General features: G+C 42.6%; 28 protein-coding genes and 1 riboswitch. Of the genes, 4 read left to right on the top strand and 24 right to left on the bottom strand.

Translation table 11 applies throughout. The features are described 5' to 3' along the window. Window positions 1-48 precede the first annotated feature (48 nt). The 20 genes from EV579_RS13300 to EV579_RS13210 all read right to left on the bottom strand — a co-directional run bounded on the left by EV579_RS13300 (window position 49) and on the right by EV579_RS13210 (window position 17,885). Window positions 49-615: a TetR/AcrR family transcriptional regulator gene (locus tag EV579_RS13300; protein ID WP_041115746.1), complete on the bottom strand. Its 567-nt coding sequence runs from the start codon at window positions 613-615 to the stop codon at window positions 49-51. 326 nt (window positions 616-941) lie between these two features. Then, window positions 942-2,339, bottom strand: coding sequence for a Fe-S cluster assembly protein SufB (sufB, locus tag EV579_RS13295; RefSeq protein ID WP_007500362.1), 1,398 nt, complete (start codon window positions 2,337-2,339; stop codon window positions 942-944). Window positions 2,340-2,356: 17 nt separating this feature from the next. Next, window positions 2,357-2,803, bottom strand: a complete 447-nt coding sequence (gene sufU / locus EV579_RS13290) for a Fe-S cluster assembly sulfur transfer protein SufU (RefSeq protein WP_012011181.1) — start codon at window positions 2,801-2,803, stop codon at window positions 2,357-2,359. Beyond that, entirely contained in the window at window positions 2,793-4,013 is a 1,221-nt protein-coding gene (locus tag EV579_RS13285) for a cysteine desulfurase (RefSeq protein WP_133744593.1), read from the bottom strand. The genes sufU and EV579_RS13285 overlap by 11 nt, the downstream gene beginning before the upstream one ends. Beyond that, window positions 4,013-5,326 (bottom strand): Fe-S cluster assembly protein SufD, encoded by a 1,314-nt coding sequence (sufD, locus tag EV579_RS13280; RefSeq protein ID WP_024423399.1) that lies wholly within the window; start codon window positions 5,324-5,326, stop codon window positions 4,013-4,015. Before sufD ends, EV579_RS13285 begins: the two co-directional genes overlap by 1 nt. Window positions 5,327-5,344: 18 nt before the next feature. Beyond that, entirely contained in the window at window positions 5,345-6,130 is a 786-nt protein-coding gene (gene sufC / locus EV579_RS13275) for a Fe-S cluster assembly ATPase SufC (RefSeq protein ID WP_007500355.1), read from the bottom strand. A 213-nt stretch (window positions 6,131-6,343) separates the two neighbouring features. Further along, on the bottom strand, window positions 6,344-6,478 hold the full coding sequence (locus EV579_RS19295; protein WP_254965641.1) for a YuzK family famiily protein: 135 nt from the start codon (window positions 6,476-6,478) through the stop codon (window positions 6,344-6,346). Between the two features lie 215 nt (window positions 6,479-6,693). Then, window positions 6,694-7,062, bottom strand: a complete 369-nt coding sequence (locus EV579_RS13270) for a carboxymuconolactone decarboxylase family protein (protein WP_003212803.1) — start codon at window positions 7,060-7,062, stop codon at window positions 6,694-6,696. Between the two features lie 111 nt (window positions 7,063-7,173). After that, the gene (metQ, locus tag EV579_RS13265) at window positions 7,174-7,995 is read right to left on the bottom strand and encodes a methionine ABC transporter substrate-binding lipoprotein MetQ (RefSeq protein WP_024423400.1); all 822 of its coding nucleotides are present in this window, start codon (window positions 7,993-7,995) and stop codon (window positions 7,174-7,176) included. Between the two features lie 14 nt (window positions 7,996-8,009). After that, the gene (locus tag EV579_RS13260) at window positions 8,010-8,678 is read right to left on the bottom strand and encodes a methionine ABC transporter permease (RefSeq protein WP_024423401.1); all 669 of its coding nucleotides are present in this window, start codon (window positions 8,676-8,678) and stop codon (window positions 8,010-8,012) included. Further along, window positions 8,671-9,696 (bottom strand): methionine ABC transporter ATP-binding protein, encoded by a 1,026-nt coding sequence (locus EV579_RS13255; RefSeq protein WP_024426004.1) that lies wholly within the window; start codon window positions 9,694-9,696, stop codon window positions 8,671-8,673. Before EV579_RS13255 ends, EV579_RS13260 begins: the two co-directional genes overlap by 8 nt. 154 nt (window positions 9,697-9,850) lie before the next feature. Beyond that, window positions 9,851-9,959: riboswitch (SAM riboswitch) on the bottom strand. A 102-nt stretch (window positions 9,960-10,061) separates the two neighbouring features. Next, complete coding sequence (locus EV579_RS13250) at window positions 10,062-10,403, bottom strand: SCP2 sterol-binding domain-containing protein (protein WP_024423403.1); 342 nt, start codon at window positions 10,401-10,403, stop codon at window positions 10,062-10,064. A gap of 120 nt (window positions 10,404-10,523) precedes the next feature. Next, a complete protein-coding gene (locus EV579_RS13245) occupies window positions 10,524-10,826 on the bottom strand; it encodes a thioredoxin family protein (RefSeq protein WP_041088351.1) in 303 nt (100 codons plus the stop codon). Window positions 10,827-10,838: 12 nt separating this feature from the next. Further along, window positions 10,839-11,183 (bottom strand): toprim domain-containing protein, encoded by a 345-nt coding sequence (locus EV579_RS13240; protein ID WP_024423404.1) that lies wholly within the window; start codon window positions 11,181-11,183, stop codon window positions 10,839-10,841. 131 nt (window positions 11,184-11,314) lie between these two features. Continuing rightward, entirely contained in the window at window positions 11,315-11,551 is a 237-nt protein-coding gene (locus EV579_RS13235) for a YusG family protein (protein WP_024423405.1), read from the bottom strand. Window positions 11,552-11,595: 44 nt separating this feature from the next. Next, on the bottom strand, window positions 11,596-11,979 hold the full coding sequence (gcvH, locus tag EV579_RS13230; protein WP_008347039.1) for a glycine cleavage system protein GcvH: 384 nt from the start codon (window positions 11,977-11,979) through the stop codon (window positions 11,596-11,598). Between the two features lie 66 nt (window positions 11,980-12,045). Beyond that, a complete protein-coding gene (locus EV579_RS13225; RefSeq protein ID WP_024423406.1) occupies window positions 12,046-12,402 on the bottom strand; it encodes an arsenate reductase family protein in 357 nt (118 codons plus the stop codon). 111 nt (window positions 12,403-12,513) lie between these two features. After that, the gene (locus tag EV579_RS13220; protein ID WP_025094137.1) at window positions 12,514-14,295 is read right to left on the bottom strand and encodes an acyl-CoA dehydrogenase family protein; all 1,782 of its coding nucleotides are present in this window, start codon (window positions 14,293-14,295) and stop codon (window positions 12,514-12,516) included. Between the two features lie 14 nt (window positions 14,296-14,309). Further along, complete coding sequence (locus tag EV579_RS13215) at window positions 14,310-15,485, bottom strand: acetyl-CoA C-acetyltransferase (RefSeq protein WP_024426007.1); 1,176 nt, start codon at window positions 15,483-15,485, stop codon at window positions 14,310-14,312. Window positions 15,486-15,497: 12 nt separating this feature from the next. Next, window positions 15,498-17,885 carry a 3-hydroxyacyl-CoA dehydrogenase/enoyl-CoA hydratase family protein gene (locus EV579_RS13210; protein WP_122632052.1) on the bottom strand — a complete coding sequence of 796 codons (2,388 nt, stop codon included), beginning with the start codon at window positions 17,883-17,885 and terminating at the stop codon, window positions 15,498-15,500. Between the two features lie 199 nt (window positions 17,886-18,084). Between EV579_RS13210 and EV579_RS13205 the strand changes: the two genes are divergently transcribed. From EV579_RS13205 to EV579_RS13195, 3 genes are read left to right on the top strand one after another with little or no spacing between them, the layout of a single operon-like run. Beyond that, window positions 18,085-18,222, top strand: a complete 138-nt coding sequence (locus EV579_RS13205; RefSeq protein WP_003212904.1) for a YuzL family protein — start codon at window positions 18,085-18,087, stop codon at window positions 18,220-18,222. 44 nt (window positions 18,223-18,266) lie between these two features. Then, a complete protein-coding gene (locus EV579_RS13200; protein WP_224426662.1) occupies window positions 18,267-18,500 on the top strand; it encodes a hypothetical protein in 234 nt (77 codons plus the stop codon). A gap of 11 nt (window positions 18,501-18,511) precedes the next feature. Further along, a complete protein-coding gene (locus tag EV579_RS13195) occupies window positions 18,512-18,859 on the top strand; it encodes a spore coat protein (RefSeq protein ID WP_024423410.1) in 348 nt (115 codons plus the stop codon). A gap of 215 nt (window positions 18,860-19,074) precedes the next feature. Here the strand turns inward: EV579_RS13195 and EV579_RS13185 are convergent, their stop codons facing one another. The 3 genes from EV579_RS13185 to EV579_RS13175 all read right to left on the bottom strand — a co-directional run bounded on the left by EV579_RS13185 (window position 19,075) and on the right by EV579_RS13175 (window position 20,821). Beyond that, entirely contained in the window at window positions 19,075-19,326 is a 252-nt protein-coding gene (locus EV579_RS13185) for a YusU family protein (protein WP_122632051.1), read from the bottom strand. A gap of 71 nt (window positions 19,327-19,397) precedes the next feature. Continuing rightward, entirely contained in the window at window positions 19,398-20,228 is an 831-nt protein-coding gene (locus tag EV579_RS13180; RefSeq protein WP_008347057.1) for an ABC transporter ATP-binding protein, read from the bottom strand. Window positions 20,229-20,374: 146 nt separating this feature from the next. After that, the gene (locus EV579_RS13175; protein WP_025094132.1) at window positions 20,375-20,821 is read right to left on the bottom strand and encodes a YusW family protein; all 447 of its coding nucleotides are present in this window, start codon (window positions 20,819-20,821) and stop codon (window positions 20,375-20,377) included. 113 nt (window positions 20,822-20,934) lie between these two features. On the opposite strand from EV579_RS13175, the gene EV579_RS13170 reads away from it, so the two are divergent. After that, window positions 20,935-21,774, top strand: a complete 840-nt coding sequence (locus tag EV579_RS13170) for an oxidoreductase (RefSeq protein ID WP_133744669.1) — start codon at window positions 20,935-20,937, stop codon at window positions 21,772-21,774. A 46-nt stretch (window positions 21,775-21,820) separates the two neighbouring features. Here EV579_RS13170 and EV579_RS13165 read toward each other — a convergent pair whose 3' ends face one another. Beyond that, window positions 21,821-23,221, bottom strand: a complete 1,401-nt coding sequence (locus EV579_RS13165; RefSeq protein ID WP_133744592.1) for a S1C family serine protease — start codon at window positions 23,219-23,221, stop codon at window positions 21,821-21,823. Between the last annotated feature and the right edge of the window lie 72 nt (window positions 23,222-23,293).

The raw sequence follows: 23,293 nt of genomic DNA, 5'->3' as shown, positions 1-23,293 counted from the left end.
CCTTTTTAGTACTAAACAGTACTAATTTGATGTAAAAAAAATGCTTCTTTATCGAAGCAAGTTAAATAAATGATCTGCTGTTTTTGTGATGACAGTGGCATCCTTCAATGTTTCTGAAATAAATAACGCTCCTTCAAGATTTGTAATAAAAAGTGATGCCACCTCATCAATCTGAATCGTATCTCTGAATTCCCCGTTCTCTACACCTTGTTTCAGTAATAGAGAAACTTTCTTTTGTAATCCTGTAAAAAATAAACCTATTTTTTCTTTTATTTGCGTGGCCTGTGCAGGACTTTGAATATAAAGAGTAATAAATGGACAGCCTCCCTGATACTCTCTCGACTGAACGCCTTGTGATAATTGCTTTAAAAACATTTGGATACGATCTTCAACTGAAAATTGGGTCTGAGACATTACGTCGTCTATTGCAGCTTGATACATATCAATCCAATAATCAACGACCCCTTCTAATAATTCCTCCTTATTAGAAAAGTGATAATACACATTAGACTTTGATACTTTGCTTACACGTACCAATTCATCCATACTTGTATAAGCAAACCCTTTTTCCAAAAATAATGTTGCAGCTACTTCAAGTACACGTTTTTGATTCATTAATTTTACCTTTGTCATAATTAGAACTATACAGTACTAATTTGAATGTTGCAAGTATTTATGTTCGTTTAGAAAAAAGTTAATTCAACAGAAAAATATGATGGCTTTAATGATGATGATATTGGAGGGGTGGACCTGGTTTCACGAATTAAATACATCTGTCGTTTCACCATGAATGTGAGTAAGAGCCATTTGTTGAGGATGATGAACACTGTATGCTTCTCCACATTCACATAAAAAAACACAACGCCATGAAGGCTTAATTAACAAGTGGTATCACTCGAAATTAAATGCCTTCAAAAAGCGTTGTGTATCAATGTTTTTTATTAACCAATAGAACCTTCCATCTCAAACTTAATCAAACGGTTCATTTCAACTGCGTATTCCATTGGCAATTCTTTTGTGAATGGCTCGATGAAGCCCATGACGATCATTTCTGTTGCTTCTTCTTCAGAAATTCCGCGGCTCATCAAGTAGAATAGCTGTTCTTCTGATACTTTTGATACTTTCGCTTCGTGCTCTAATGAAATGTTGTCGTTTAAGATTTCATTGTAAGGGATCGTATCAGACGTTGATTTGTTATCCATGATGAGTGTATCACACTCGATGTTTGAGCGTGCACCCTCTGCTTTGCGTCCGAAGTGAACGATTCCGCGGTATGTTACTTTACCGCCTTGTTTGGAAATCGATTTCGATACGATTGTTGAAGATGTGTTTGGTGCAAGGTGAATCATCTTCGCACCTGCATCTTGGTGCTGACCTTTACCTGCTAGGGCAATACTTAATGTCATACCACGAGCACCTTCACCTTTTAGGATGACCGCTGGGTATTTCATTGTCAGCTTAGAACCGATGTTTCCATCAATCCATTCCATTGTTGCATTCTCTTCACATACTGTACGTTTTGTCACAAGGTTGAAGACGTTGTTTGCCCAGTTTTGAATCGTTGTATAACGGCAGTAGCCGCCTTTTTTGACGATGATTTCAACAACCGCACTGTGAAGTGAGTTTGTTGTGTAAACTGGAGCTGTACAGCCTTCTACGTAATGCACATGTGCGCCTTCGTCAACGATGATCAGTGTACGTTCGAACTGACCCATGTTTTCAGAGTTGATACGGAAGTATGCTTGAAGTGGAGTATCTACTTTTACGCCTTTTGGTACGTAGATAAATGAACCACCAGACCATACAGCCGAGTTAAGCGCAGCAAATTTGTTGTCAGTCGGAGGAATGACTTTTGCCCAGTGCTCACGGAAGATGTCTTCGTTCTCTTTTAATGCGCTGTCTGTATCTTTAAACACAATTCCTAGATCTTCAAGGTCTTGCTTCATGTTGTGATACACAACTTCAGATTCATACTGAGCAGATACACCAGCTAAATATTTTTGCTCTGCTTCTGGGATACCAAGCTTATCAAAGGTTTGTTTGATTTCTTCTGGTACTTCATCCCAAGAACGCTCAGAGCGCTCTGATGGCTTTACGTAGTACGTAATTTCATCAAAATTTAATGCATTTAAATCTCCGCCCCATTGTGGCATCGGCATGTTGTAAAAGTGCTCAAGAGATTTCAAACGGAAGTCGAGCATCCACTGAGGCTCTTCTTTCATACGAGAAATTTCTTCAACGATCTCTTTTGTCAGTCCGCGCTCTGAACGGAAAATGGAAACGTCTTTATCAGAAAAGCCGTATTTATATTCACCAACATCTGGCATTTTTTTAGCCATCCATTTTCACTCCAATCTTATGATTTGCCGTTATCTTCGGCAGATGCGCCTTTTTCAAGCGCCTTCCAGGATAATGTTGCACATTTGATGCGGGCAGGGAATTTTGCCACTCCCTGCAGCGCCTCAATGTCACCAAGATCAATGGAATCGTCGTATTCTTTTCCTAGCATCATATCGGAGAAAATCTGAGACATTTTCAAAGCTGTTTCAATATCTTTCCCTTTAATCGCCTGCGTCATCATAGAGGCAGATGCCATCGAAATCGAGCATCCTTCTCCTTCAAATTTCGCATCCGTGACTTTTTCGTCTTCGATTTTCATCGTAAGACGAATACGGTCACCACACGTTGGGTTGTTCATATCGACGACAATGCTGTCGTTTAGTACACCTTTGTTTCTCGGATTTTTATAATGATCCATAATCACTTGTCTGTACAGTGTGTCTAAATTTACATTAAAAGACATTCGTAAAATACTCCTTTGTCTTACGGAGCGCTGCAATAAGTTGGTCAATCTCTTCTTCTGTATTATACAGATAAAAGCTTGCTCTTGCAGTCGCTGATACACCAAGCCATTTCATGAGCGGCTGTGCACAGTGGTGTCCAGCACGAATGGCGACACCTTCCGTATCCAGAACAGTTGACGCATCATGCGGATGGACGTCGTCTAAGTTAAACGTCACAAGCCCAGCTCGGTGCTGCGGTCCATAAACAGTCGCACCGTCAAGCTCTTTAAAGCGCTCAAGCGCGTAAGTCGCAAGCTGATGCTCGTAACGGCTGACTTCCTCCATACCAATGTCATTTAAGAAGTCAATTGCTTTTCCTAGTCCAACTGCTCCAGCAATAATCGGTGTTCCCGCTTCAAATTTCCACGGCAGCTCTTTCCATGTAGAATCATATAGATCCACAAAGTCGATCATTTCACCGCCAAACTCAGCAGGCTCCATATTATTCAAAAGGTCCTTCTTCCCGTAAAGCACACCGATGCCAGTCGGTCCACACATTTTATGCCCAGAGAATGCGAAAAAGTCACAATCTAGATCCTGAACATCAATTTGCATGTGCGGGGTGCTTTGCGCACCGTCGACGACAATGATTGCCCCATGATCGTGGGCAATTTTGGCGATCTCTTTAATCGGGTTGATGGTTCCTAATACGTTTGAGACATGTGTGACTGCGACAATTTTCGTTTGATGTGTGATCGTTTGCTTCACATCTTCAAGCGATAGCGTGCCGTCTTCCTGTAACGGAATGTATTTCAATGTGGCGCCAGTTGCTTTTGCCGCTTGCTGCCAAGGGATGATATTCGCATGATGCTCCATATGCGTAATGACAATCTCATCGCCTTCTTTGAGGTTGGCTCTAGCATAGCTGATCGCCACTGTGTTTAGTGCAGTTGTTGTACCTCTAGTAAAAATAATCTCCTGGACAGATGAAGCACAGATGAATGCACGAACTTTCTCTCTCGCACCCTCGTATGCGTCCGTTGCTTTTGTGCCAAGGGTATGAACACCCCGGTGGACGTTCGAGTTGTAAGACCGGTAATACTCATTCATTGCATCAATGACCACTCTTGGTTTTTGAGAAGTCGCTGCACTGTCCAAATACACCAAATCATGTCCGTTCACTTGCTGATGAAGGATTGGAAATTGCTCACGAACGTCTTTGATATTCATTATTTTACTTTCCTTTCAATCACAGAAATCAGCTGCTTTTTAACTCCTTCAATCGGCAGTTCTTTCACAACTGGATTTAAGAAGCCATAAATCACAAGTCTTTCTGCATCTTCTTTGGAAATCCCGCGGCTCATGAGGTAGTACAATTGAATTGGATCAACACGTCCAACAGAAGCGGCGTGCCCTGCTGTCACATCATCTTCATCAATTAAAAGAATTGGGTTTGCGTCACCGCGTGCTTTCTCACTCAGCATGAGGACACGTGATTCCTGCTCTGCATTTGACTTTGTTGCGCCATGCTCGATTTTACCAATTCCGTTAAAGATAGAGGATGCTTGATCCTTCATCACACCATGCTTCAAGATATACCCTTCAGAGTTTTTACCGAAGTGGATGATGCTTGTTGTAAAGTTTTCTGTTTGGTTTCCTCGGCCGACAACAACTGATTTCGTATCACCGAATGTACCGTCGCCCATCAGTTTTGTGATGTTTTCAGACACGACGTCTCCATCATTCATCAGGCCAAGCGCCCATTCGATTTTACTGTCACGGCCATTTGCCATACCGCGTCTGTTCACATATACTGTGACACCTTCTGCAAGGTTATCTACAGCACCGTATGTGACGCGGGCGTTAGCGCCTGTGAACACTTCAGAAACGATATTGAAGATCGCTTCTTCCGGTTTTGCTGTACTGATGTAGTTTTCTACATATGTCACAGCACTATGATCGTCTGCTACGACGATGACATGGTTGAACAAAGTCGTTTCATCATTTTCATGAAGATAAACAGCTTGAATTGGTGCTTCAAGCTCTACGTTTTTCGGTACATAGAGGAAAGCTCCGCCATTCACTAAAGCAGCATGTAAAGCTGTTAGTTTATGCTCATCCACTTTCACTGCATCTGTCATGAAGTATTGTTTCACTAAATCTCCATGCTCACGAATCGCTGTATGAAGATCAGTGAAGATCACACCTTTGTCTTTTGCTTCAGCTGAAAGAGACAAATAGGCCGGCGTTTGATCACGCTGAATGTAAACTGTCTTATCTGTGTCCTCTAAATCAATCAGAGATTTCACTTCTTCTGGAAGCTCTTCTAATGATCCAAATGGCGCACTTTCGACTGTATGCTGTTTGAAATTCGTTAAATTCCATTTTGAAATATTCGTTTTGTCAGGCTTTGGCATTGGGAGGTCTTCTGCTTTTTCAAGAGCCTGTAAGCGAAGGGAGCTCATCCATGCCGGTTCCTGATGCTTCTCGGAGAAGCTTTTGACATAATCTTGATCTACTGATAATTTCGTTTCTAATGTCATCAATAATCCTCCTAACGCTTACGCTTCTTGACCAACAGTTTCGTCTTCAATTCCTAACTCTTTTTTAATCCAGTCATAGCCTTCTGCTTCTAGACGCTGCGCGAGTTCTGGTCCGCCAGATTTCACGATACGACCTTGCATCATGACATGAACGTGATCTGGTGTGATGTAGTTCAGTAGACGCTGATAGTGAGTGATCATTAAGCAGCCGAAGCTTTCGCCGCGCATTTTGTTAATTCCTTTAGAAACAACTTTCAAGGCATCGATATCAAGACCAGAATCGATTTCGTCAAGGATGGCGATCTTTGGTTCAATCATCATTAATTGAAGAATTTCGTTGCGTTTTTTCTCCCCGCCTGAGAAACCTTCGTTTAGGTAGCGCTGTGCCATATCTGGGTCCATTTCAAGGAACTCCATGTTTTCGTCCATTTTGCGGATGAATTTCATAAGAGAGATTTCATCGCCTTCTTCTCTGCGTGCGTTAATTGCAGAACGAAGGAAGTCAGCATTTGTAACACCGCTGATTTCAGATGGGTATTGCATCGCAAGGAAAAGACCAGCTTGAGCGCGCTCATCTACTTCCATTTCAAGGACATCTTCGCCATCAAGCAAGATGCTGCCTTTTGTTACTTCATATTTAGGGTGACCCATAATGGCAGCAGATAAAGTAGATTTACCTGTTCCGTTTGGTCCCATTACTGCGTGGAATTCTCCACCTTTTATCTCGAGGTTTACACCCTTTAAGATTTCTTTCCCTTCAATCTCAACGTGCAAGTCCTTAATTGTTAATGTCGAAGCAGTCATATATCGATACCTCCAAAATAATCATTATTCTCAATTTATTCTCATTCTAATTTTATAACAAATTAAAACTGAATACAACACATTCACGATAAGCGTGAGAGGATGCTCTCAAAATTCTAACAAAAAAAGCAGGTAGATAAAAGGATTTATGTCGAAAAGACTGTTTTCATAAAGAAAGGGCGGGAAACTGTTCTCCCCGCCCCTCAGCTATTATTAGCCTCGTATATTCATTTTTGCGAGCTGTCTTTTCTCATCTCGATAGGACTGCTCTCGTTTATATTCCACTTTCATCCTTAAGTCATGGTCTCTTTCGTACTCTGCATAGCTCATGCCATGAGCTTGATGCATGGCCTTTTCCATCTCGGCGGTATAATCCAATCCCAGTGTACTATGGTCCGAACAAATAATAAACCATTCCCTTCCTTGAGTGTAGCTTTATTGTAGCAAACGTATGCGGCTTCACTCAAAAGGGGTATGACACCTTATGATGGCATATTTTCTCACACAATCGGATGAGAAGCGCTCAACTCCCTGAGATGGAAAAATACCGTGTTTTGCTTCCCTTAATGCGTCTGTCCTCCAAATTCATCAATACATTGCTGAACGACAGTGATTCCTTGGCTTAGTGCTGCCCCGCCGCCAAAAGCTGCCGCCACGCTGACAACCTCCAGCAAATTCTCTTCTGTCGCCCCTTGATCGAGCGCTCCTTTTGTATGATAAATCATGCAGTATTCATCCTGCGCATGAATACTGATACCGAGGGCAATCATTTGTTTTTCCTTTTGCGTTAATGAATCGCTTTGGAAGCACTGCTCCGTAAATTCATTGAATTTCTTTCCAAACACCGGCATTTTCTTCTGGAATTCACCCATTGCGGTTTTATAATCAGTCAGTGATTGCTGCATGGATCCGCTCATATGCTGTTCATTCATCTTGATTCCATCCCTTCAGGTCTTTAGGTCTTTTGTACGTTTTTATTATGAGCGAGATTTGAAAAAATACACAAAAAACCTCGCTTTGATAGAAGCGAGGTTGAAATGTTGTTATTCAGATACAGGCAATACTGCACCGTCATATTTTTTGTCGATGAATTCTTTGATTTTATCAGAGTGAAGAACTTCCATTAGTGCCTTGATCTTATCTGATTTTTCGTCACCTTTGCGAACCGCAACGATGTTTGCATATGGGTTGTTCTTTGTTTGCTCAAGTTCGATTGAATCTTTTTTCGGATTCAATTTATTTTGGATCGCATAGTTGACGTTGATAAATACAGCATCGCCTTCACTGTTTTCATAAGCTTTTGCAGTTAATTCAGGCGCAATTTTTTTGAATTTTAGGTTCTTTGGGTTTTCTTTAATGTTCTTTACTGTTGCGTTAATTGTATCAACCTTCGGATCAAGCTTGATGACACCAGCATTTTGCAGCAGGGCAAGCATACGGCCTTGTTCAGCTACGTTGTTTGTCATGATGATTGTGCCGCCGTTTGGAATATCTTTTACTGATTTGTATTTCTTAGAGTAGATACCGAAAGGCTCAAGGTGAACCGCACCAGCACTCACTAGGTTATAATCTTTGTTTGATTTATTTTCTTCGTTTAAGTAAGGGATATGTTGGAAAAAGTTCGCATCCACTTCTTTTTCAGCTAACGCTTTGTTGTACATTTTATAATCGCTAAGCACTTTCACTTTTAAATCGTAGCCTTTTTCTTTTAGAAGTGGTTTTGCTTCTTCAAGAATTTCGGCATGCGGCGTTTTTGAAGCGGCAACCGTTATGGTTTTGCTTTCACTTGCGTTATTAGATGAACCGCACGCAGCTAAAATACCTGCAAATGCTAGAAATAGTGCACTTAAAATCAATTTCTTCATGAATAAATCCTCCCTTAACGTTTATCAATTTTATTTGTAATCAAATCACCGATTATTTGAATAATAAAGACGATGATGAGAATAAACACAGTAGCTACAAGTGTGACATCTGTATTACCAGATTGGTACCCTTCCACATAGGCGAGGTCACCAAGTCCGCCTGCTCCAATTGCACCTGCAATCGCAGTAGAGCCAATCAGAGCAATTGCTGTTACGGTAATACCTGAAATAAGGGCTGGCAATGATTCTGGCAGCAATACTTTGAAAATGATTGTCGACGTTTTTGCTCCCATTGATCGTGCTGCTTCAATGACTCCTTTATCTACCTCACGCAGTGCAATTTCGACAAGACGTGCATAGAATGGAGCTGACCCTATGACAAGGGCAGGGAGTGCTGCATTTGGGCCAAGAATCGTATGCATTAAGAATTTCGTAAACCCTAGTAATAAAATAATTAAAATGATAAAAGGAATCGATCTGAAAATATTGACGACAGCGCCGATGACAGCATTTATCGGTTTATTTTCCCAAAGACCGCCTTTTCCTGTAAGGAAGAGCAGGAGCCCTAAGATAATCCCGATTGCAAAGGCAAATGCCAATGAAATCAGTGTCATATACACCGTTTCACCTGTTGCACTCCAGATGACGTCTAAATCAACGTTCGGAAACCATTTCTCAAACATGTGTCATCACCTCGATTTCAACCTGTTTGCTTTGGATATAGGCGATGGCTTTTTCTACCTCAGTCTCTTCTCCATTAATGTGGATAAAGAGTGTTCCAAACGCGCCTTCCTGCGTTTGAGAAATCTTCCCTTGAAGGATATTCACATTGACATTGAAGGATCGAATGATTTCAGTGATCAGCGGCTGCTCGGCAGAGTCTCCAATAAAGGACAACCGTACGACCTGACCTTCTTTTACTCGTTCTAAGACGTGCTCGATTGTTTCTTTCGCTTCCTCTGGTTCTGCAAGCTGTTTCACAAATCGTTTCGTCATTTCTTCCTTCGGTTGTCTGAAGACGCGTAATACTTCGCCTTCTTCGACAATGCGTCCATTTTCCATGACCGCGACGCGATGACAAATTTTGCGAATGACGTGCATTTCGTGTGTAATGAGCACAATCGTGAGCCCTAACCGTTTATTGATATCCGCCAAAAGCTCAAGGATCGAATCAGTCGTTTGCGGATCTAGCGCAGATGTCGCTTCGTCACATAGAAGAACCTTTGGATCATTCGCTAATGCTCTCGCAATGCCGACACGCTGTTTTTGCCCGCCACTTAGCTGAGACGGGTATGCATTTTCTTTTCCTTCTAAACCGACCAATTTAATCAGTTCATTCGCACGCTCTCTCCGTTTAGATGTCGGTACACCTGCGATCTCAAGCGGGAACATAATGTTTTGTCTCACCGTTCTTGACCAAAGTAAATTAAAGTGCTGGAAGATCATGCTGATTTCTTGTCTTGCTTTCCGAAGTTTCGCATTCGATACTTCATTGATCCGGTTGCCTGCCACTTCAACAATTCCTTCTGTTGGCAGCTCCAGACCGTTTAATAGGCGAATAAGCGAGCTTTTCCCTGCACCGCTATACCCGATAATTCCGAATATTTCACCTTTATCAATATCCAAGTTGACGTCTTTCACGGCATCAACATTTCCGCTTTTTGAATGGTACGTTTTTGATACATTCTGTAAATGGATCACAGTCTGATCACCTGCTTTCTTGCTGAATCTATAGGTTTCCATCACATACGTTATTTATTCTTCTTTCTGTCATGACTCTAGCCTGGCGCCAGGTCAGTAAAAAAGACCTAACTGCAACGCAAGCAGAAAGGCCTTTTATGTCAATTACGCCTTTCTCTCATCTTTCAAAGCGCTGCGGCTTTGAGTGAATTGGCACCAATTTCAGCTATGCTGACGGTTGCCGGGTTTCATAGGGCACGTCCCTCCACCTCTCTTAATAAGAGAAAATATGTTGTTTTATGTGATGTTCATGTTTTTACTAACGTAGGATATCATGCTACCCGAGATATGTCAACGCTGTAAATCGCTAATTTCCAAGTAAACAACTACGTTATCATTTTTCGAAAAAAACCGTTCGTCAGCCAAAGCACTGCCTCTAGTCTAAGGAGCGCACGGAATGACCCTTTCACTTTGACTTGTCCCCTGCTGATTAACTGCTGTAAGGACATATCTCCATCTAATAATTGAAGAATCTCTTTCCTCTCACCATAAAAGATGAGATCCGATAACTCAATTGCAGGTAGTTTCTTCACTTCACCACGTTCATCCACAATCAATGTACAAGAGTCAGTTTCCGCCTCAAATGTAATCTTCAAGGATGATGATGAGAGCAGCGGCTTTAATAATAAACGCTGCCCTGTGTTACCATGGGCTTTCACATTTTCCACATGTATAACCTCCCTGTCATTTGGTTATACATAACATTTCTCTACAAACATCGGCTTGTCCTTTATAAATAACTCGACAAATTTTCAAATGAATTTCTTGAAATATGACAAAAAACCGCTTTATTTAGCGGTTTCAATCATTTCATGAAGATATGGAACTGAGTGAAAGGCATAGCCTTTTTGCACCAATTCACCTTTTTTAAACATGAGAAAGCAAGGAACACTCTCGATTTCAAATGCTTTCGCAAAGCCTGGTGAATAGTTTAAATTGTTTTCGTAAAATGGTACATCCGGCTGCATGGCGTCTACGACTGCCAGCATTTTCTTTGCCAGCTGGCATGTTCCGCAAAACGGTGTATATAAGTATAAAAGAAATAAATCGTCCTCTATCTCCTTGAATTCGTGTTCTTCAATCTCTTTCATATACGTCCACCCTCATAAATATTTCGAATGAACATCAATGTTTGCAGCTAATAGGATAGATGCAATGTGGGCTGACGGTGAAGCGGCCACTTCGCGGTACGTTCTGTCGACAAAAAGATGAAGTGCTTCAGGGAATTCTTTTCGAAATTGCTTCCGCAGTTTGTCGCCTGCATCGTCACTGTCAGCTAATATGTAAACGTCTTTCCCCACTAAATCGTCCACAAGCTGATCCAGCTTCGATGTACTGATCGTGCCATTGGTGCAAATGATGGTAACAGGTTCACTTATGACTTCTTTTAGCTTTTGTTTGTCTGTTTTACCTTCTACAATGATGACCTTTTCTATCTCGACATTCATCACGATCACCCGGCCCTTTTGACGTTGATTCACTTCTTCCTTAGATTACAATCTTTCATTCAGGTTGTAAAGATTGAGCGCCTCGTCATCAAAAAGACTGCAGCTTCTGTTCACTGCAGTCTCATCTGTGATTAGCACCAGCCATTTTCATCGTCACAGTCAACATATTTTTCTGTCCCATCGGTCAATGTATCCGTTAAACGATAAAAACGATTTTGATCATAGGAATATCCCGATTTCAGCTCATATTGGTTTTCACTAATCATCGTACCAATCTCTTCATTTTGATGATAAAGCACCATGCCGCTTTCTTTGAATCGTCCAGTGACATGCTCTGTTATATCCACGTGTTCTTTTTGAAAAGACAAATTGGACACCCCCCATAAAGGTAGAGTGTCCAATTTCTCATGAATTAGTCTTCTTTTGTCATTTCTTCATATTGCTCAGCCGTCATTAAGTTCTCAATTTCAGAAGCATCAGCTGGTTCTACCACGATCATCCATGCTTTTTCGTATGGAGAGTCGTTGACGAATTCTGGGCTGTCATCCAGCTCATCGTTCACTTCAACGATTGTGCCATTGATCGGTGCATAAAGTTCAGAAACGGTTTTCACTGATTCTACACTTCCGAAAGGCTCGTCCGCTGTGATTTTGTCTCCTACTTCAGGAAGCTCAACGAACACGATATCGCCCAGCTCAGATTGAGCAAAATGCGTAATACCGATACGCACCTTATCTCCTTCTACTTTGACCCATTCATGTTCTTCTGAATAACGTAAATCTTTTGGTGTGCTCATTCAATACCCCTCCAGTCTTTTCTTACAATCTATATTGAAGATACCACAATCTGAATGAAAGTTACATCATTTCCAGACGCTTTTAAATGTATCTTCGTTAAATCCTACCGTGACTCGTTTTCCGTCTGTTGTAATCGGGCGCTTAATCAGCATTCCGTTAGACGCGAGTAATTCTAGCTGCTCGTCCTCTGACATTGCAGGAAGTTGATCTTTCAGCTGCAGCTCCCGGTATTTTTGTCCGCTTGTATTAAAGAATTTCTTCAGCTCTAAACCGCTTTTTTCGTAAAGGGCTTTTAATGTTTCTTTATCAGGCGTCTCTTCGACGATATGTATGCTGTTGATGTCTTTATTGTGTGCTTCCAGCCACTTTTTTGCTTTTCGGCATGTACCGCAAGATGGGTATTCGTAAAAATCTAAAGCCACCATTTTCACCTCCTGCAAATTGTGACAACATTTTATCACAAAATATTTTAAAAACCTAAATGTATGCTTACAAAAAGGTGCGGAGTGATATCCGCACCTTTTCAGCCGTCCTTATACAATATATTTCTCTGCTTCAAAGATTCGTTTTGCCACTTCGCGCTTTTTGGCGATGACATTGATCGGCGTAAATCGTGTCAGCTTGCGAAGGGCTGACAGGCTCATACGGAGTGAATCTCCTTCCTCCATCGCAATCAAGGATTCTTTTGCATGGGCTTCAATCTTTAAGAAAGCTTCCTGCGTGAAAATTTGTGTGTAAGCAAGCTTTTGTTCATTCTTTTCTGCCCCTGTTGCAGCGATTGCCTTTTCTGTACGCAGAATCGCTGATTCAGCAGCAAAAATTTCATTGACGATATCGGCTATGTTCACAAGAATTTCTTGCTCTTTGTCTAAGGCTTTCCCGTATTTCATAGCTGCCATACCAGCCACCATTAAGGCGATCTTTTTCGCATGGGCGAGCAAATATTTTTCTTGATCGAGCGGCTGATCGCCTGGCTCTTCCGGCATCATCATCATTAGCTCTTCCTGTAAGGTTTGCGCTTTTTGAAGCAGCGGAAGCTCTCCTTTCATCGCTTTCTTCAAGAATGTACCTGGTACAAGCAAACGGTTGATTTCGTTTGTCCCTTCAAAAATCCGGTTAATTCGCGAGTCGCGATAGGCTCTTTCGACCTCGTATTCTTGCATGAATCCATATCCGCCGTGAATCTGCACGCCTTCATCCACAATATAATCCAACGTTTCAGAGCCAAGCACTTTACAGAGAGAACATTCAATCGCATATTCCGCAATGGATTGGGCAATTTGTTTGCCGTCTTTTTGCTCTTCATCACTTAAGAGCCCCATCCGTTGTTCAAATAATCCAACCGTACGGTAAACAGCACTTTCCATCGCATAGAGCTTTGCTGACATATTGGCTGCTTTTTCACCAATTAAGCTGAATCGAGAAATTGGTGTTTTGAACTGCTTACGCTGGTTCGCATATTCTGCCGACAATTGAATGACGCGCTTGGATGCACCGATTGTGCCGACTGCCAGCTTATAGCGCCCAATATTCAAAATGTTAAACGCAATCACATGACCTCTGCCGGCTTCACCGAGCAAATTCTCCTTCGGTACTTGGGCATCTTCAAGAATCAACGTTCTTGTCGATGATCCTTTAATACCCATCTTTTTCTCTTCAGGCCCCGTTTTGACACCTGGAAAATCCTTTTCGACGATAAAAGCAGAGAAGTGTTCACCATCAATCTTCGCATACACAACAAAGACATCGGCAAATGCGGAGTTTGTGATCCACTGCTTTTCTCCATTGAGGACATAATGGGTACCTGCTTCATTCAGAACTGCCGTTGTTTTTGCTCCAAGAGCGTCAGAACCTGATCCAGGCTCAGTAAGTGCGTACGCCGCAATGGTTTCACCAGAGGCGAGTCCAGGCAGGTACGCTTCCTTTTGCGCTTGATTCCCGAAGAGCACGATCGGCAGAGAACCAATACCGACATGAGCACCATAGGAAAGTGAGAAGCTTCCTGCTCTAGCGAATTTTTCAGTAATGATAGCTGAACTGATTTTATCTAATCCAAGCCCGCCGAATTCCTCAGGCACATCGGCTCCTAAAAGTCCAAGCTCACCAGCCTTTTTGAGAAGCCTAACCGAATGCTCGAACTCATGGTTTTCAATTTGATCTATATGCGGAACCACATCTTGTAAAATATAATCCTCTGTTGTTTTTCCAATCATTTGATGTTCATCAGAGAAATCCTCCGGTGTAAAAATATGCTCATAATTCGTCTCATCAATTAAAAAGCTTCCACCCTTTTTTACATCTTCCAATGCTTTCATCCTGATTTCCCCCTTTAGATCAATTCAAAAATGCCTGCTGCTCCCATGCCCCCGCCGATACACATTGTGACAATGCCAAATTGCTCGTTTCGCCGTTTCATTTCATGAATCAGTGACAGCGTTAGTTTCGTTCCTGTACAGCCGAGCGGATGTCCGAGCGCAATTGCCCCGCCATTGACATTTACCTTTTCTTCATCAATTCCTAAATGACGAATGACTTGAATTGCCTGAGAGGCAAACGCTTCGTTTAATTCAAACAGGCCAATATCCTTCAGTTCAAGTCCAGCGATTTTCAGCGCACGCGGAATGGCTTCAACCGGACCGATCCCCATCACTTCAGGCGGTACACCGCCAACAGCAAATGCTCTGAATTTAGCGAGCGGCTGAAGAGAAAGTGAGGATGCTTTCTCGCGGTCCATCATCATCACACACGCAGCCCCGTCACTTGTTTGAGACGAGTTCCCTGCGGTCACCGTGCCTTTTGTTGAGAAAGCCGGACGCAAAGTGGAAAGAATCTCCTCCGTTGTGCCTGCTCTCACACCTTCATCCTGTGAGAACGTGAATTGATGCTCTTCTAATTGATATTGCTCACCTACCCGTCGCTCTGTTACATCAACAGGCACAATTTCATCTGAAAATTTTCCTTCTTGAAGTGCCTTTGCTGCCTTTTGATGACTCCTCACCGCAAAGGCGTCCTGATCTTGACGTGTGACCTGATACTTTTGCGCCACTTGCTCTGCCGTGTGCCCCATGCTCATGTAGTATTCAGGTGCTTGCTCTGCCAAGAGAGCATTTGGACGAATGGAATGCCCCATCATCGGCACCTGTGACATCGATTCGACTCCTCCGGCTAAAATCGTGTCTGCCTGCCCGAGCATAATACGTTCACCCGCATAAGCTATAGATTGAAGTCCAGACGAGCAGTAACGGTTTATGGTGATGGCAGGTACCGTATAAGGCAATCCTGCTAATGCCCCAATATTCCGGGCCACATTTAACCCCTGCTCTGCTTCTGGCGTTGCACAGCCAATGATCAAATCATCTATTTGACCGTCGTATTCACCGGCACGCTTTAACGTTTCTTTTACACATAATGCGCCCATATCATCAGGCCGGACATGTTTTAACGATCCTTTTTTCGCCTTCCCTACTGGTGTTCTTGCGCCAGCGACAATGACTGCTTCTCTCATTTTGACTCCCCCTTAGTTACGTAAAGGTTTTCCTTTGACGAGCATGTGCTGCATACGTGCCTGTGATTTCACTTCTCCTACAAGACTTAAAAAGGCTTCTCTTTCAAGCTCTAATAAGTATTGCTCCTCTACCTCTGTTCCAAATGGCAGTTTCCCGCCGGAAATGACATGAGCTAATTTTTTTACAATGGTCATGTCATGCTCTGAAATGTATCCTGACAGTCTCATATTTTCAGCAGCCAAAATCATCGCTGCATAGCCTGTTTCTCCCATGACCGGCACCTTTTGCTTGAGCGGCGCACGATAACCGGCTTCATCAAGAGAGAGCACCAGTTGTTTTGCATCATAGATCAGGTGATCCCCGTTCATACTGATCCGGTCACTCACGCGGAGCATGTTCATATCCCGCGCATCCTCAGCTGAAGTTGATACTTTTGCCATTGCAATTGTTTCAAATGTTTTCAGCGTGGCATCCTGTATAGCCGTCTGCGACGGCTTCGCTGATCCTTGCAGGTGACGAAGATATAACTCTTTGTTTCCGCCGCCTCCTGGAATCAGTCCAACTCCCGCTTCCACAAGTCCCATGTAAGTTTCGCTGGACGCCTGAATAGCTGCTGCCGGCAGACAAACTTCTGTTCCGCCTCCTAATGTCATCCCAAATGGTGCGGCTACGACTGGGCGATTGCTATATTTCACCTTCATCATTGCCTGCTGGAAGCGTCTGATCACAAAGTCAATTTCAAAGAAATTGTCGTCCTGTGCCTCCATTAAAATCAGGGCAAGGTTTGCGCCAACACAGAAGTTCTTCCCTTGGTTTCCGATGACAAGCCCTTTATAATTCTTTTCCGTCTCATCAACAGCGCGATTGATCATATCAATGACATCTAGTCCAATGGCATTGCTTTTAGAATGAAATTCGAGCAAGGCGACATCATCACCAATATCGATCAGGCTCGCACCAGAATTTTTGAAGATGACGTCGTGCTTCTTTTTCAATCTAGCTAAAGATATATGTTTGTCGTTCCCTTTTTCCTGTTCATAAGCCCCATTATGATAAAACGCACGCTCTCCATCAGCATTCTCTTGATAGAATGTCTCGTGTCCTTCTGACAGCATGTCTTGCACCCATGTTGGAATACTGTGGCCTTCTGCTTCCATGCGTTCAGCGGCTTTTTTGACACCTATTGCATCCCACAGCTCAAATGGGCCGTGCTGCCAGCCGAATCCCCATTTCATGGCGTTATCAATAGACTGAATATCATCCGCAATTTCACCTTTTAGATGAGCTGAATAAAGAAGTACGGGAGCTGTCATATTCCAAAGTAGTTGCCCTGCACGGCCATCCTGATAAATAAGCGCTTTCAACTTTGCTTTTGCACCCTTTTGCTGTTTCGCCATTTCAATGCCTGGATCATTTAGCTTTGTGCGTTCTCCATATGTGAGCGTCACTGGGTCAAGCTCTAAAATGACCTTCCCATTTTTTTGATAAAAACCTTGGCCTGCCTTGCTGCCAATCCATCCTTTTTCGAGCATTCTTTCAATAAACTCAGGCAGCTGAAAAATCTCTTTTTCCTTTCCTTCTACCTGTTCATATACGTTTCGTGCCACATGAGAAAACGTGTCGAGTCCCACTACATCCAGTGTACGGAAGGTCGCACTTTTCGGTCTTCCAATGAGAGGTCCTGTGACAGAATCCACTTCTCCGATGGTGTATTTGTTCTCAAGCATTTCACGCACTGTGACAAGAAGTCCATAAGTGCCAATGCGGTTTGCAATAAAGTTCGGTGTGTCCTTTGCTTCAACCACACCTTTGCCGAGTACATCCTCGCCAAATGTTTTCATAAATGACAGTACTTCTGGATCGGTTTCTTGAATAGGAATGATTTCTAAGAGCTTTAAATAACGAGCTGGGTTAAAAAAATGTGTGCCTAAAAAATGGCGTTTAAAATCATCTGATCGGCCTTCTGCCATTTTTTCAACTGAAATACCGGATGTATTGCTTGATACGATGCTTCCTTCTTTGCGGTGTTCGTCGATGAGAGAGAATACGTGTTGTTTGATGCTGAGCTTTTCAGTGACGACTTCAATGATCCAGTCAGCATCGTGTAATAAGGAAAGGTGGTCTGTGAGATTTCCCGGTGTGATGTATGATAGGTTTTTTGCTGAAGTAAGAGGTGCTGGCTTTTGCTTTAACAATTTTTTCATCGCTTCTTGACTTAATCGATTCCGAACACTAGGGTGATCAAGCGTCCGCTTTTTCGCCATTTCTTCCTTTGTCAGTTCATTTGGCACAATATCTAGCAGTGTAACTGGTATCCCAATATTGGCTAAATGTGCAGCAATGCCTGAGCCCATGACACCTGAACCAATGACAGCCGCCTTGCGAATATGTTTGCCCATAAATATCCCCCTAAACGTTTTGAATGAACAGTCATTCATTTTTTGTCCAAAAAAAAGCAATGCCTCTTTCTTTATCTTAAAAGATTTTCCGAAACAGTTCAATAGCAGATTTCAAAAATTTACACATTCTCGTGTGCCTTATTTTGCGGCGTATGAATTAAAGATGAGAGGGAATTGTAAGAATGGAGGTGATGTCCACATGTCTCGTTTGAAGAAAAACCCATCGAAAGCAGGCGTTAGTGCTGCAAGTGTAAAAGGAAACGCAGGTCCATCACAGGAAGCAGACCTAGGCGGGAAAAAAACCAGTCAAAATCAGCAATATAAAAAGAATCAGTAAGGAAACAAATTCGTAAGGAGGAACACAAGTTGAACAATCAGCAAATGAATATGCCCCCAGAAGTCATTTCAGTGAAGGATTCCTTGTACTTAGAGGATATGCTCAACTGGAATTTGATCGCCATGAAAAAGGCTCATTTTATGGCCGAGCATTGCCAGGACCAAACATTGAAACAAGAATTAAATCAAGTTGGGCAAATGCATCATCAGCATTACACACAAATTCTTCAGCATTTAGGCAGCTCAGGGCAAGGCCAGTCTACTGGCTTTATGCAATAGGAGGAAAAAACATGGAACAGCAAAACCAACAAAAAATCGGGAATCCACAAACTCCGGTTCCCACAACAACCAACATGAACGATCGTGATTTTGTCACAGACCTCTTGTCGACTGAAAAATATATGACAAGTGGATACAACACAGCGCTCAATGAATTCAGTCATGAATCTCTTTATCAGGATATTCAGCGAATTGCACTGGAAACACAGAAAACACAAAGACATTTATATGATGTCATGTTCCGATATGGCTGGTATTCTGTTGAAGCCGCTGATCAGCAAAAGCTCCAGCAGGCACACCAAAAATTCCAGCAAACACTGACAGATCAATCCCCGTACGGTTCATCACAAATGTCATAAGAAAAAAACTGCCAGTCTAGTGCTGGCAGTCAATTGTTGATAAAGGGCTAAAATGATTTTTATTTTAGCCCTTTGTCTTCTTTTCAGCGTGATAGAAAACCTTTGCAGTCTAGGAAGGACGAGCACTGGCGCGGAGCGAATTGAACATTCGTGAGCACCAGCGCACAGGACTGACAAAGAATGCGAGGGTTTGTCTACACGCTGCTGGCAGTTTTTTAACGGTCTTTATTGGCGCGATGAGCCTCGTTCAACTGTTTGATTCGTTGAATCGTGTGTTTGATTTCTTCTTTTGCTTCTGGATACATTTCATTGAAATGCTTTGCTAGCGGCGGCATGCTTTTTGCGATATGGGAGTAGATCACCCATTGTTTCACATCTTGTTTCAGCTCGTCTGTTGATTCACCGAGCAGCAGCTCTGTATATTTATCAAGCAAGCCTTCCAGCTTTTCATCTAATTCATTTCCCATTGATATTCCGCTCCTTTTTCAGAAAAAAGCCTGACTCTGTGAGACACAGATGTCAGGCTTTTGACATACGATTATCTTGCAGCAAGAAACGTTTCAGCTTGCGCTTGCTGCACAATACAGCGTCCTCTACCGTGCGGAATACATAATGGTGTTCCAAATAAAGGATCTGTTGTCACTTGGCAATTCATATCAAAGACATTTTTCACGAGATCACAATTAATCACTGTTTCTGGTCTACCTTCTGCATAGATTGACTTGTCTTTAATCGCGACAAGATGATGAGCATATCTGCATGCAAGATTGAGGTCATGAAGAACCATCACAATCGTGCGCTGCTCTTTCTCATTTAAATCAAACAGGAGGTCCAAAATTTCGATTTGATGCGTCATATCTAAATATGTCGTCGGCTCATCTAACAAAATAATATCGGTCTCTTGGGCCAGCGTCATCGCAATCCATGCACGCTGCCTTTGTCCACCTGATAATGAATCAACAGTCCGATCAGCAAGATCTTCCATCTTTGTTGACTTCAATGCGCGGTTCACAGCTTCTTCATCTTGCTTCGACCACTGCTTCAGCCAATTTTGATAAGGATATCTGCCTTGCTTCACTAACTGATGCACGGTTAATCCTTCTGGCGCTTCTGGTCCTTGTGGAAGAATGGCGAGCTGTTTCGCTACTTCTTTTGTTGGTAATTTTGCAATGGAATGACCTTCAAGCAGGACAGAACCACCCATTGGCTTCATGAGCCGGGCCAAAGAGCGCAGTAGCGTGGATTTACCACATCCATTACTGCCAATAAATACTGTGATTTCACCCTTAGGGATTGATACATTTAGTTCATCGATGATCATTGTTTCTCCGTAGCCTAAGCTTAAACCTTCAGTAGAAATGGCACTCATTCCGCTCAAACGCTCCTTTTCTCATCCAAATTTTTATATGAAATATCGTCTATGTACAGACGTAAAAGATCACTTATCTCAATTTAGTGTATCAGATTTAAGTGATCTTGAAAATCATTTTCAATTAAAAAATGAGAAAGTCTCGTTTATTTCTTCCTTTGGAATGTACGTTTGGTCCCATCCTCGAGCTTTAAATCGATCTGAATCCGCTGATAATCATCATCTAAATTAAAAGCAGTTAATAGTTCATTTACATACGCTTCATTGATCTTTGCACTAGGAATCGACATATCATTCAGCTTCATCTTCATCTCGCGCAAAGCTTCTTCTCCTTCATAGCGGGCCCCATTCATATGATCACGAATGATTGCTTCCTCTTTGCCTCTTGCCTGACGGTAGGTCGCTTCGTATAATTCGTTTTTCTGTCCATATTGGACAAGCAGATGCACATGCTGAAATGGCAGTTCCTTCATTTGAACAGCTGATAGACTTTCTGCTTCTGCTTCATGTGTTTGTTGTAACGGTTCAACTGATTGACAGCCGGACAGCATAAAGAGCAGCACTCCTATTCGTCCCGCCTTCTTCCAACACATCATGTGTTTCCTCCTATTTCACAGCATCGCTTTTTATTCTTCTCCAGGCTCCTTTTTGTTATTCAATAAAACAGCCCACTATGATAAATTGAAACAAAAAGGAGGACCGGATGATGAAAAGAACAGCCATTGTAACTGGTGCCAATAGCGGCTTTGGCAAGCTCATCACGATGTGTCTCGCAAAGCGGGGCTATACAGTGATTGCCGGCGTCAGACAGGAAACCAATGCCAAAAAGCTCGCTGAAGAAATCGAGGAAGCCTCTTTATCTGGCATGATACATATTGAAGCGTTAGATGTGACCGATACGCAGTCGATTCAAGCATTTCAGAAGAAGCTTCATACCTATGCACCCATTACCCTGCTTGTGAACAATGCGGGAACAGCCTTTGCTGGTTTTGCAGAGGAGGTTCCTGTCGACACATACCGCCAACAATTTGAAGTGAATGTCTTCGGTGTGATGGAAATGACCCAAGCAGTGCTGCCGTTTATGACGAGTGGCGCAAAAATTTTCAATATGAGCAGTATCAGTGGATTAATGGGAATGCCTGCACTTTCTCCATATGTATCGTCTAAGTTTGCGTTGGAAGGCTATACAGAAAGCTTGCGGATTGAACTGGCTTCGTTCGGTATACAGGCGGCCTTGATCGAGCCAGGCTCTTTCCAGACGAATATTTGGAACACCTCCATGAACGAACAAATGATTCAGCCAGCAGAAGGATCGAAATACACAAAACTCTATCAAAAGATGATGGCCCATATTGATGCCCAGAAATCCAACTATGGAGATCCTCGTGAAGTGGCAGAGCTTGTTGTACGATTAGCAGAAAAGAGGCGGCTGAAACGGCTGAGATATCTTGTTGGAAAAGGTGTACGACTTTCATTCACAGCAAAGCAGCTTCTGCCGTGGAACATGTGGGAACAGATCATACTACGTACACTTTCAAAAAAATAAGCACAAAAAAACAGGCGGACATGTTGACATCCACCTGTTTTTTCATTTATTCGCTATCTGACTGTCCAAGAGTAATATCTAGATTTTTATTCTTTCCTTCACGGATGACAGTCATTGTGGTTTTATCGCCGACTTTTGTTTCTTTGTAAAGAATTTCTTTCAGCTGAGAGCTGTTCACTACGTCTTTTCCTTTGAACTTAATGATGACATCTCCAGATTTCAAGCCTGCTTTTTGAGCAGGTGAACCTTTTGAAACATCCTTTACGTAAATGCCTTTGCCGATTTGTTTATCAAATAAGCCGAGCGTATTTTCCTGATACGTCTCAGGCACTTGCTCAAGGTCAATCATTTGTACGCCAAGGTATGGACGTTCGACTTTTCCATTTTTCAACAGCTCATCTACAATCGGTTTGACATCGTTACTTGGGATCGCAAATCCGAGTGATTCCACACCGCTTTCGCTGATTTTCAAGCTGTTAATGCCAATGACTTGACCATCTGTATTGATCAGTGGCCCCCCGCTGTTTCCTGGGTTAATGGCTGCATCTGTTTGCAGTACATTCATCTCCACCGTACCAGATGACGTATTTGCTTCTACGGTACGATCAAGACCACTAATGATTCCTTCTGTCACAGTACCTGAGAACTGTGCACCGAGCGGATTCCCAATGGCAATGACTTTATCTCCAGCACGAAGCTTAGAAGAATCACCAAAGCTCGCCACTTTATCAATGCCGTCTGCGTTCATTTCAACAACGGCTAAGTCGGTCATGACATCACTGCCGACAAGCTTTGCGTCTTTTGTTTTTCCATCATAAAGGGTGACCTTGATTTTATTGGCCCCTTCGACAACGTGGTTATTTGTAATAATGTACGCTTTTTTGCCATCTTTTTTGAAGATGACACCAGAGCCTGTTCCAGCTTCAGCTTCTGTTTGATCACCGCTCAAGCCAAACGAATTTTGTGTAGATTGATAGTTTGAGACCCCTACAATAGTGGGCTCTAAATCTTCTACCATATCAGCCACATTTGTGGCATTGGTGATTTGTTTTGTCGAGAAATTATCTGAGGCTGCCGGCTCGCTTGATGCGGTCTGCGTTTGCGTGTTGGCAGCTGTATCCTGTGACTGCGGCAAAAGCGGTGTAATGCCAAGTACAAGACCCCCGCCAATAATCCCTCCAAGAATTGGACTGAGCCATGCCGCCTTCCGCTTTTTCTCTTTTTTCGACGCACGGTCATCCACCATTTGAGGAGAATGATTTGTCACACTCTCCTGCGAGGCAGATGCTTCATTTTCATGCTGGTGAAAAACAAGTTCCTTCTCTTTTTCTGGTGCGTCTATTTGTTTCTCATTCTCTTGTTGGGTATCTTTTTGATGATTCATTTCATTGTCTTGATTTTCTGGATGATTCATCTTATTCTCTTCATCTTCTCTTCGGAAATCCATCGCTTGCACTCCTTTACATCATGTTTCATTCATATGTCTAGATAGGACTCAGGTCCTCTTAATGGAAAGATC

Source organism: Bacillus sp. BK450 (assembly GCF_004364885.1).
Taxonomy (GTDB): Bacteria; Bacillota; Bacilli; order Bacillales; family Bacillaceae; genus Bacillus; species Bacillus safensis.
The sequence above is the reverse complement of the archived record's forward strand: the minus strand, read 5'-3'. Positions and strand labels throughout refer to the sequence as shown.

Excerpts from the sequence above, each read along its gene's own strand:
- EV579_RS13300 (WP_041115746.1), bottom strand. The coding sequence starts at position 615 with ATGAATCAAAAACGTGTACTTGAAGTAGCTGCAACATTATTTTTGGAA.
- EV579_RS13285 (WP_133744593.1), bottom strand. The coding sequence starts at position 4,013 with ATGAATATCAAAGACGTTCGTGAGCAATTTCCAATCCTTCATCAGCAA.
- EV579_RS13210 (WP_122632052.1), bottom strand. The coding sequence starts at position 17,885 with ATGGGCAAACATATTCGCAAGGCGGCTGTCATTGGTTCAGGTGTCATG.
- EV579_RS19295 (WP_254965641.1), bottom strand. The coding sequence starts at position 6,478 with ATGCATCAAGCTCATGGCATGAGCTATGCAGAGTACGAAAGAGACCAT.
- EV579_RS13245 (WP_041088351.1), bottom strand. The coding sequence starts at position 10,826 with ATGAAAGAGATTGAAGAACACGAATTCAAGGAGATAGAGGACGATTTA.
- EV579_RS13220 (WP_025094137.1), bottom strand. The coding sequence starts at position 14,295 with ATGAAAGCATTGGAAGATGTAAAAAAGGGTGGAAGCTTTTTAATTGAT.
- sufC (WP_007500355.1), bottom strand. The coding sequence starts at position 6,130 with ATGACTGCTTCGACATTAACAATTAAGGACTTGCACGTTGAGATTGAA.
- EV579_RS13165 (WP_133744592.1), bottom strand. The coding sequence starts at position 23,221 with ATGGATTTCCGAAGAGAAGATGAAGAGAATAAGATGAATCATCCAGAA.
- sufU (WP_012011181.1), bottom strand. The coding sequence starts at position 2,803 with ATGTCTTTTAATGTAAATTTAGACACACTGTACAGACAAGTGATTATG.
- EV579_RS13240 (WP_024423404.1), bottom strand. The coding sequence starts at position 11,183 with ATGAATGTCGAGATAGAAAAGGTCATCATTGTAGAAGGTAAAACAGAC.
- EV579_RS13260 (WP_024423401.1), bottom strand. The coding sequence starts at position 8,678 with ATGTTTGAGAAATGGTTTCCGAACGTTGATTTAGACGTCATCTGGAGT.
- sufD (WP_024423399.1), bottom strand. The coding sequence starts at position 5,326 with ATGACATTAGAAACGAAATTATCAGTAGATCAAGATTATGTCAAAAGC.
- EV579_RS13185 (WP_122632051.1), bottom strand. The coding sequence starts at position 19,326 with ATGGGAAATGAATTAGATGAAAAGCTGGAAGGCTTGCTTGATAAATAT.
- EV579_RS13215 (WP_024426007.1), bottom strand. The coding sequence starts at position 15,485 with ATGAGAGAAGCAGTCATTGTCGCTGGCGCAAGAACACCAGTAGGGAAG.
- EV579_RS13170 (WP_133744669.1), top strand. The coding sequence starts at position 20,935 with ATGAAAAGAACAGCCATTGTAACTGGTGCCAATAGCGGCTTTGGCAAG.
- metQ (WP_024423400.1), bottom strand. The coding sequence starts at position 7,995 with ATGAAGAAATTGATTTTAAGTGCACTATTTCTAGCATTTGCAGGTATT.
- EV579_RS13195 (WP_024423410.1), top strand. The coding sequence starts at position 18,512 with ATGGAACAGCAAAACCAACAAAAAATCGGGAATCCACAAACTCCGGTT.
- EV579_RS13205 (WP_003212904.1), top strand. The coding sequence starts at position 18,085 with ATGTCTCGTTTGAAGAAAAACCCATCGAAAGCAGGCGTTAGTGCTGCA.
- EV579_RS13200 (WP_224426662.1), top strand. The coding sequence starts at position 18,267 with ATGAATATGCCCCCAGAAGTCATTTCAGTGAAGGATTCCTTGTACTTA.
- sufB (WP_007500362.1), bottom strand. The coding sequence starts at position 2,339 with ATGGCTAAAAAAATGCCAGATGTTGGTGAATATAAATACGGCTTTTCT.
- EV579_RS13180 (WP_008347057.1), bottom strand. The coding sequence starts at position 20,228 with ATGAGTGCCATTTCTACTGAAGGTTTAAGCTTAGGCTACGGAGAAACA.
- gcvH (WP_008347039.1), bottom strand. The coding sequence starts at position 11,979 with ATGAGCACACCAAAAGATTTACGTTATTCAGAAGAACATGAATGGGTC.
- EV579_RS13175 (WP_025094132.1), bottom strand. The coding sequence starts at position 20,821 with ATGTGTTGGAAGAAGGCGGGACGAATAGGAGTGCTGCTCTTTATGCTG.
- EV579_RS13270 (WP_003212803.1), bottom strand. The coding sequence starts at position 7,062 with ATGAATGAACAGCATATGAGCGGATCCATGCAGCAATCACTGACTGAT.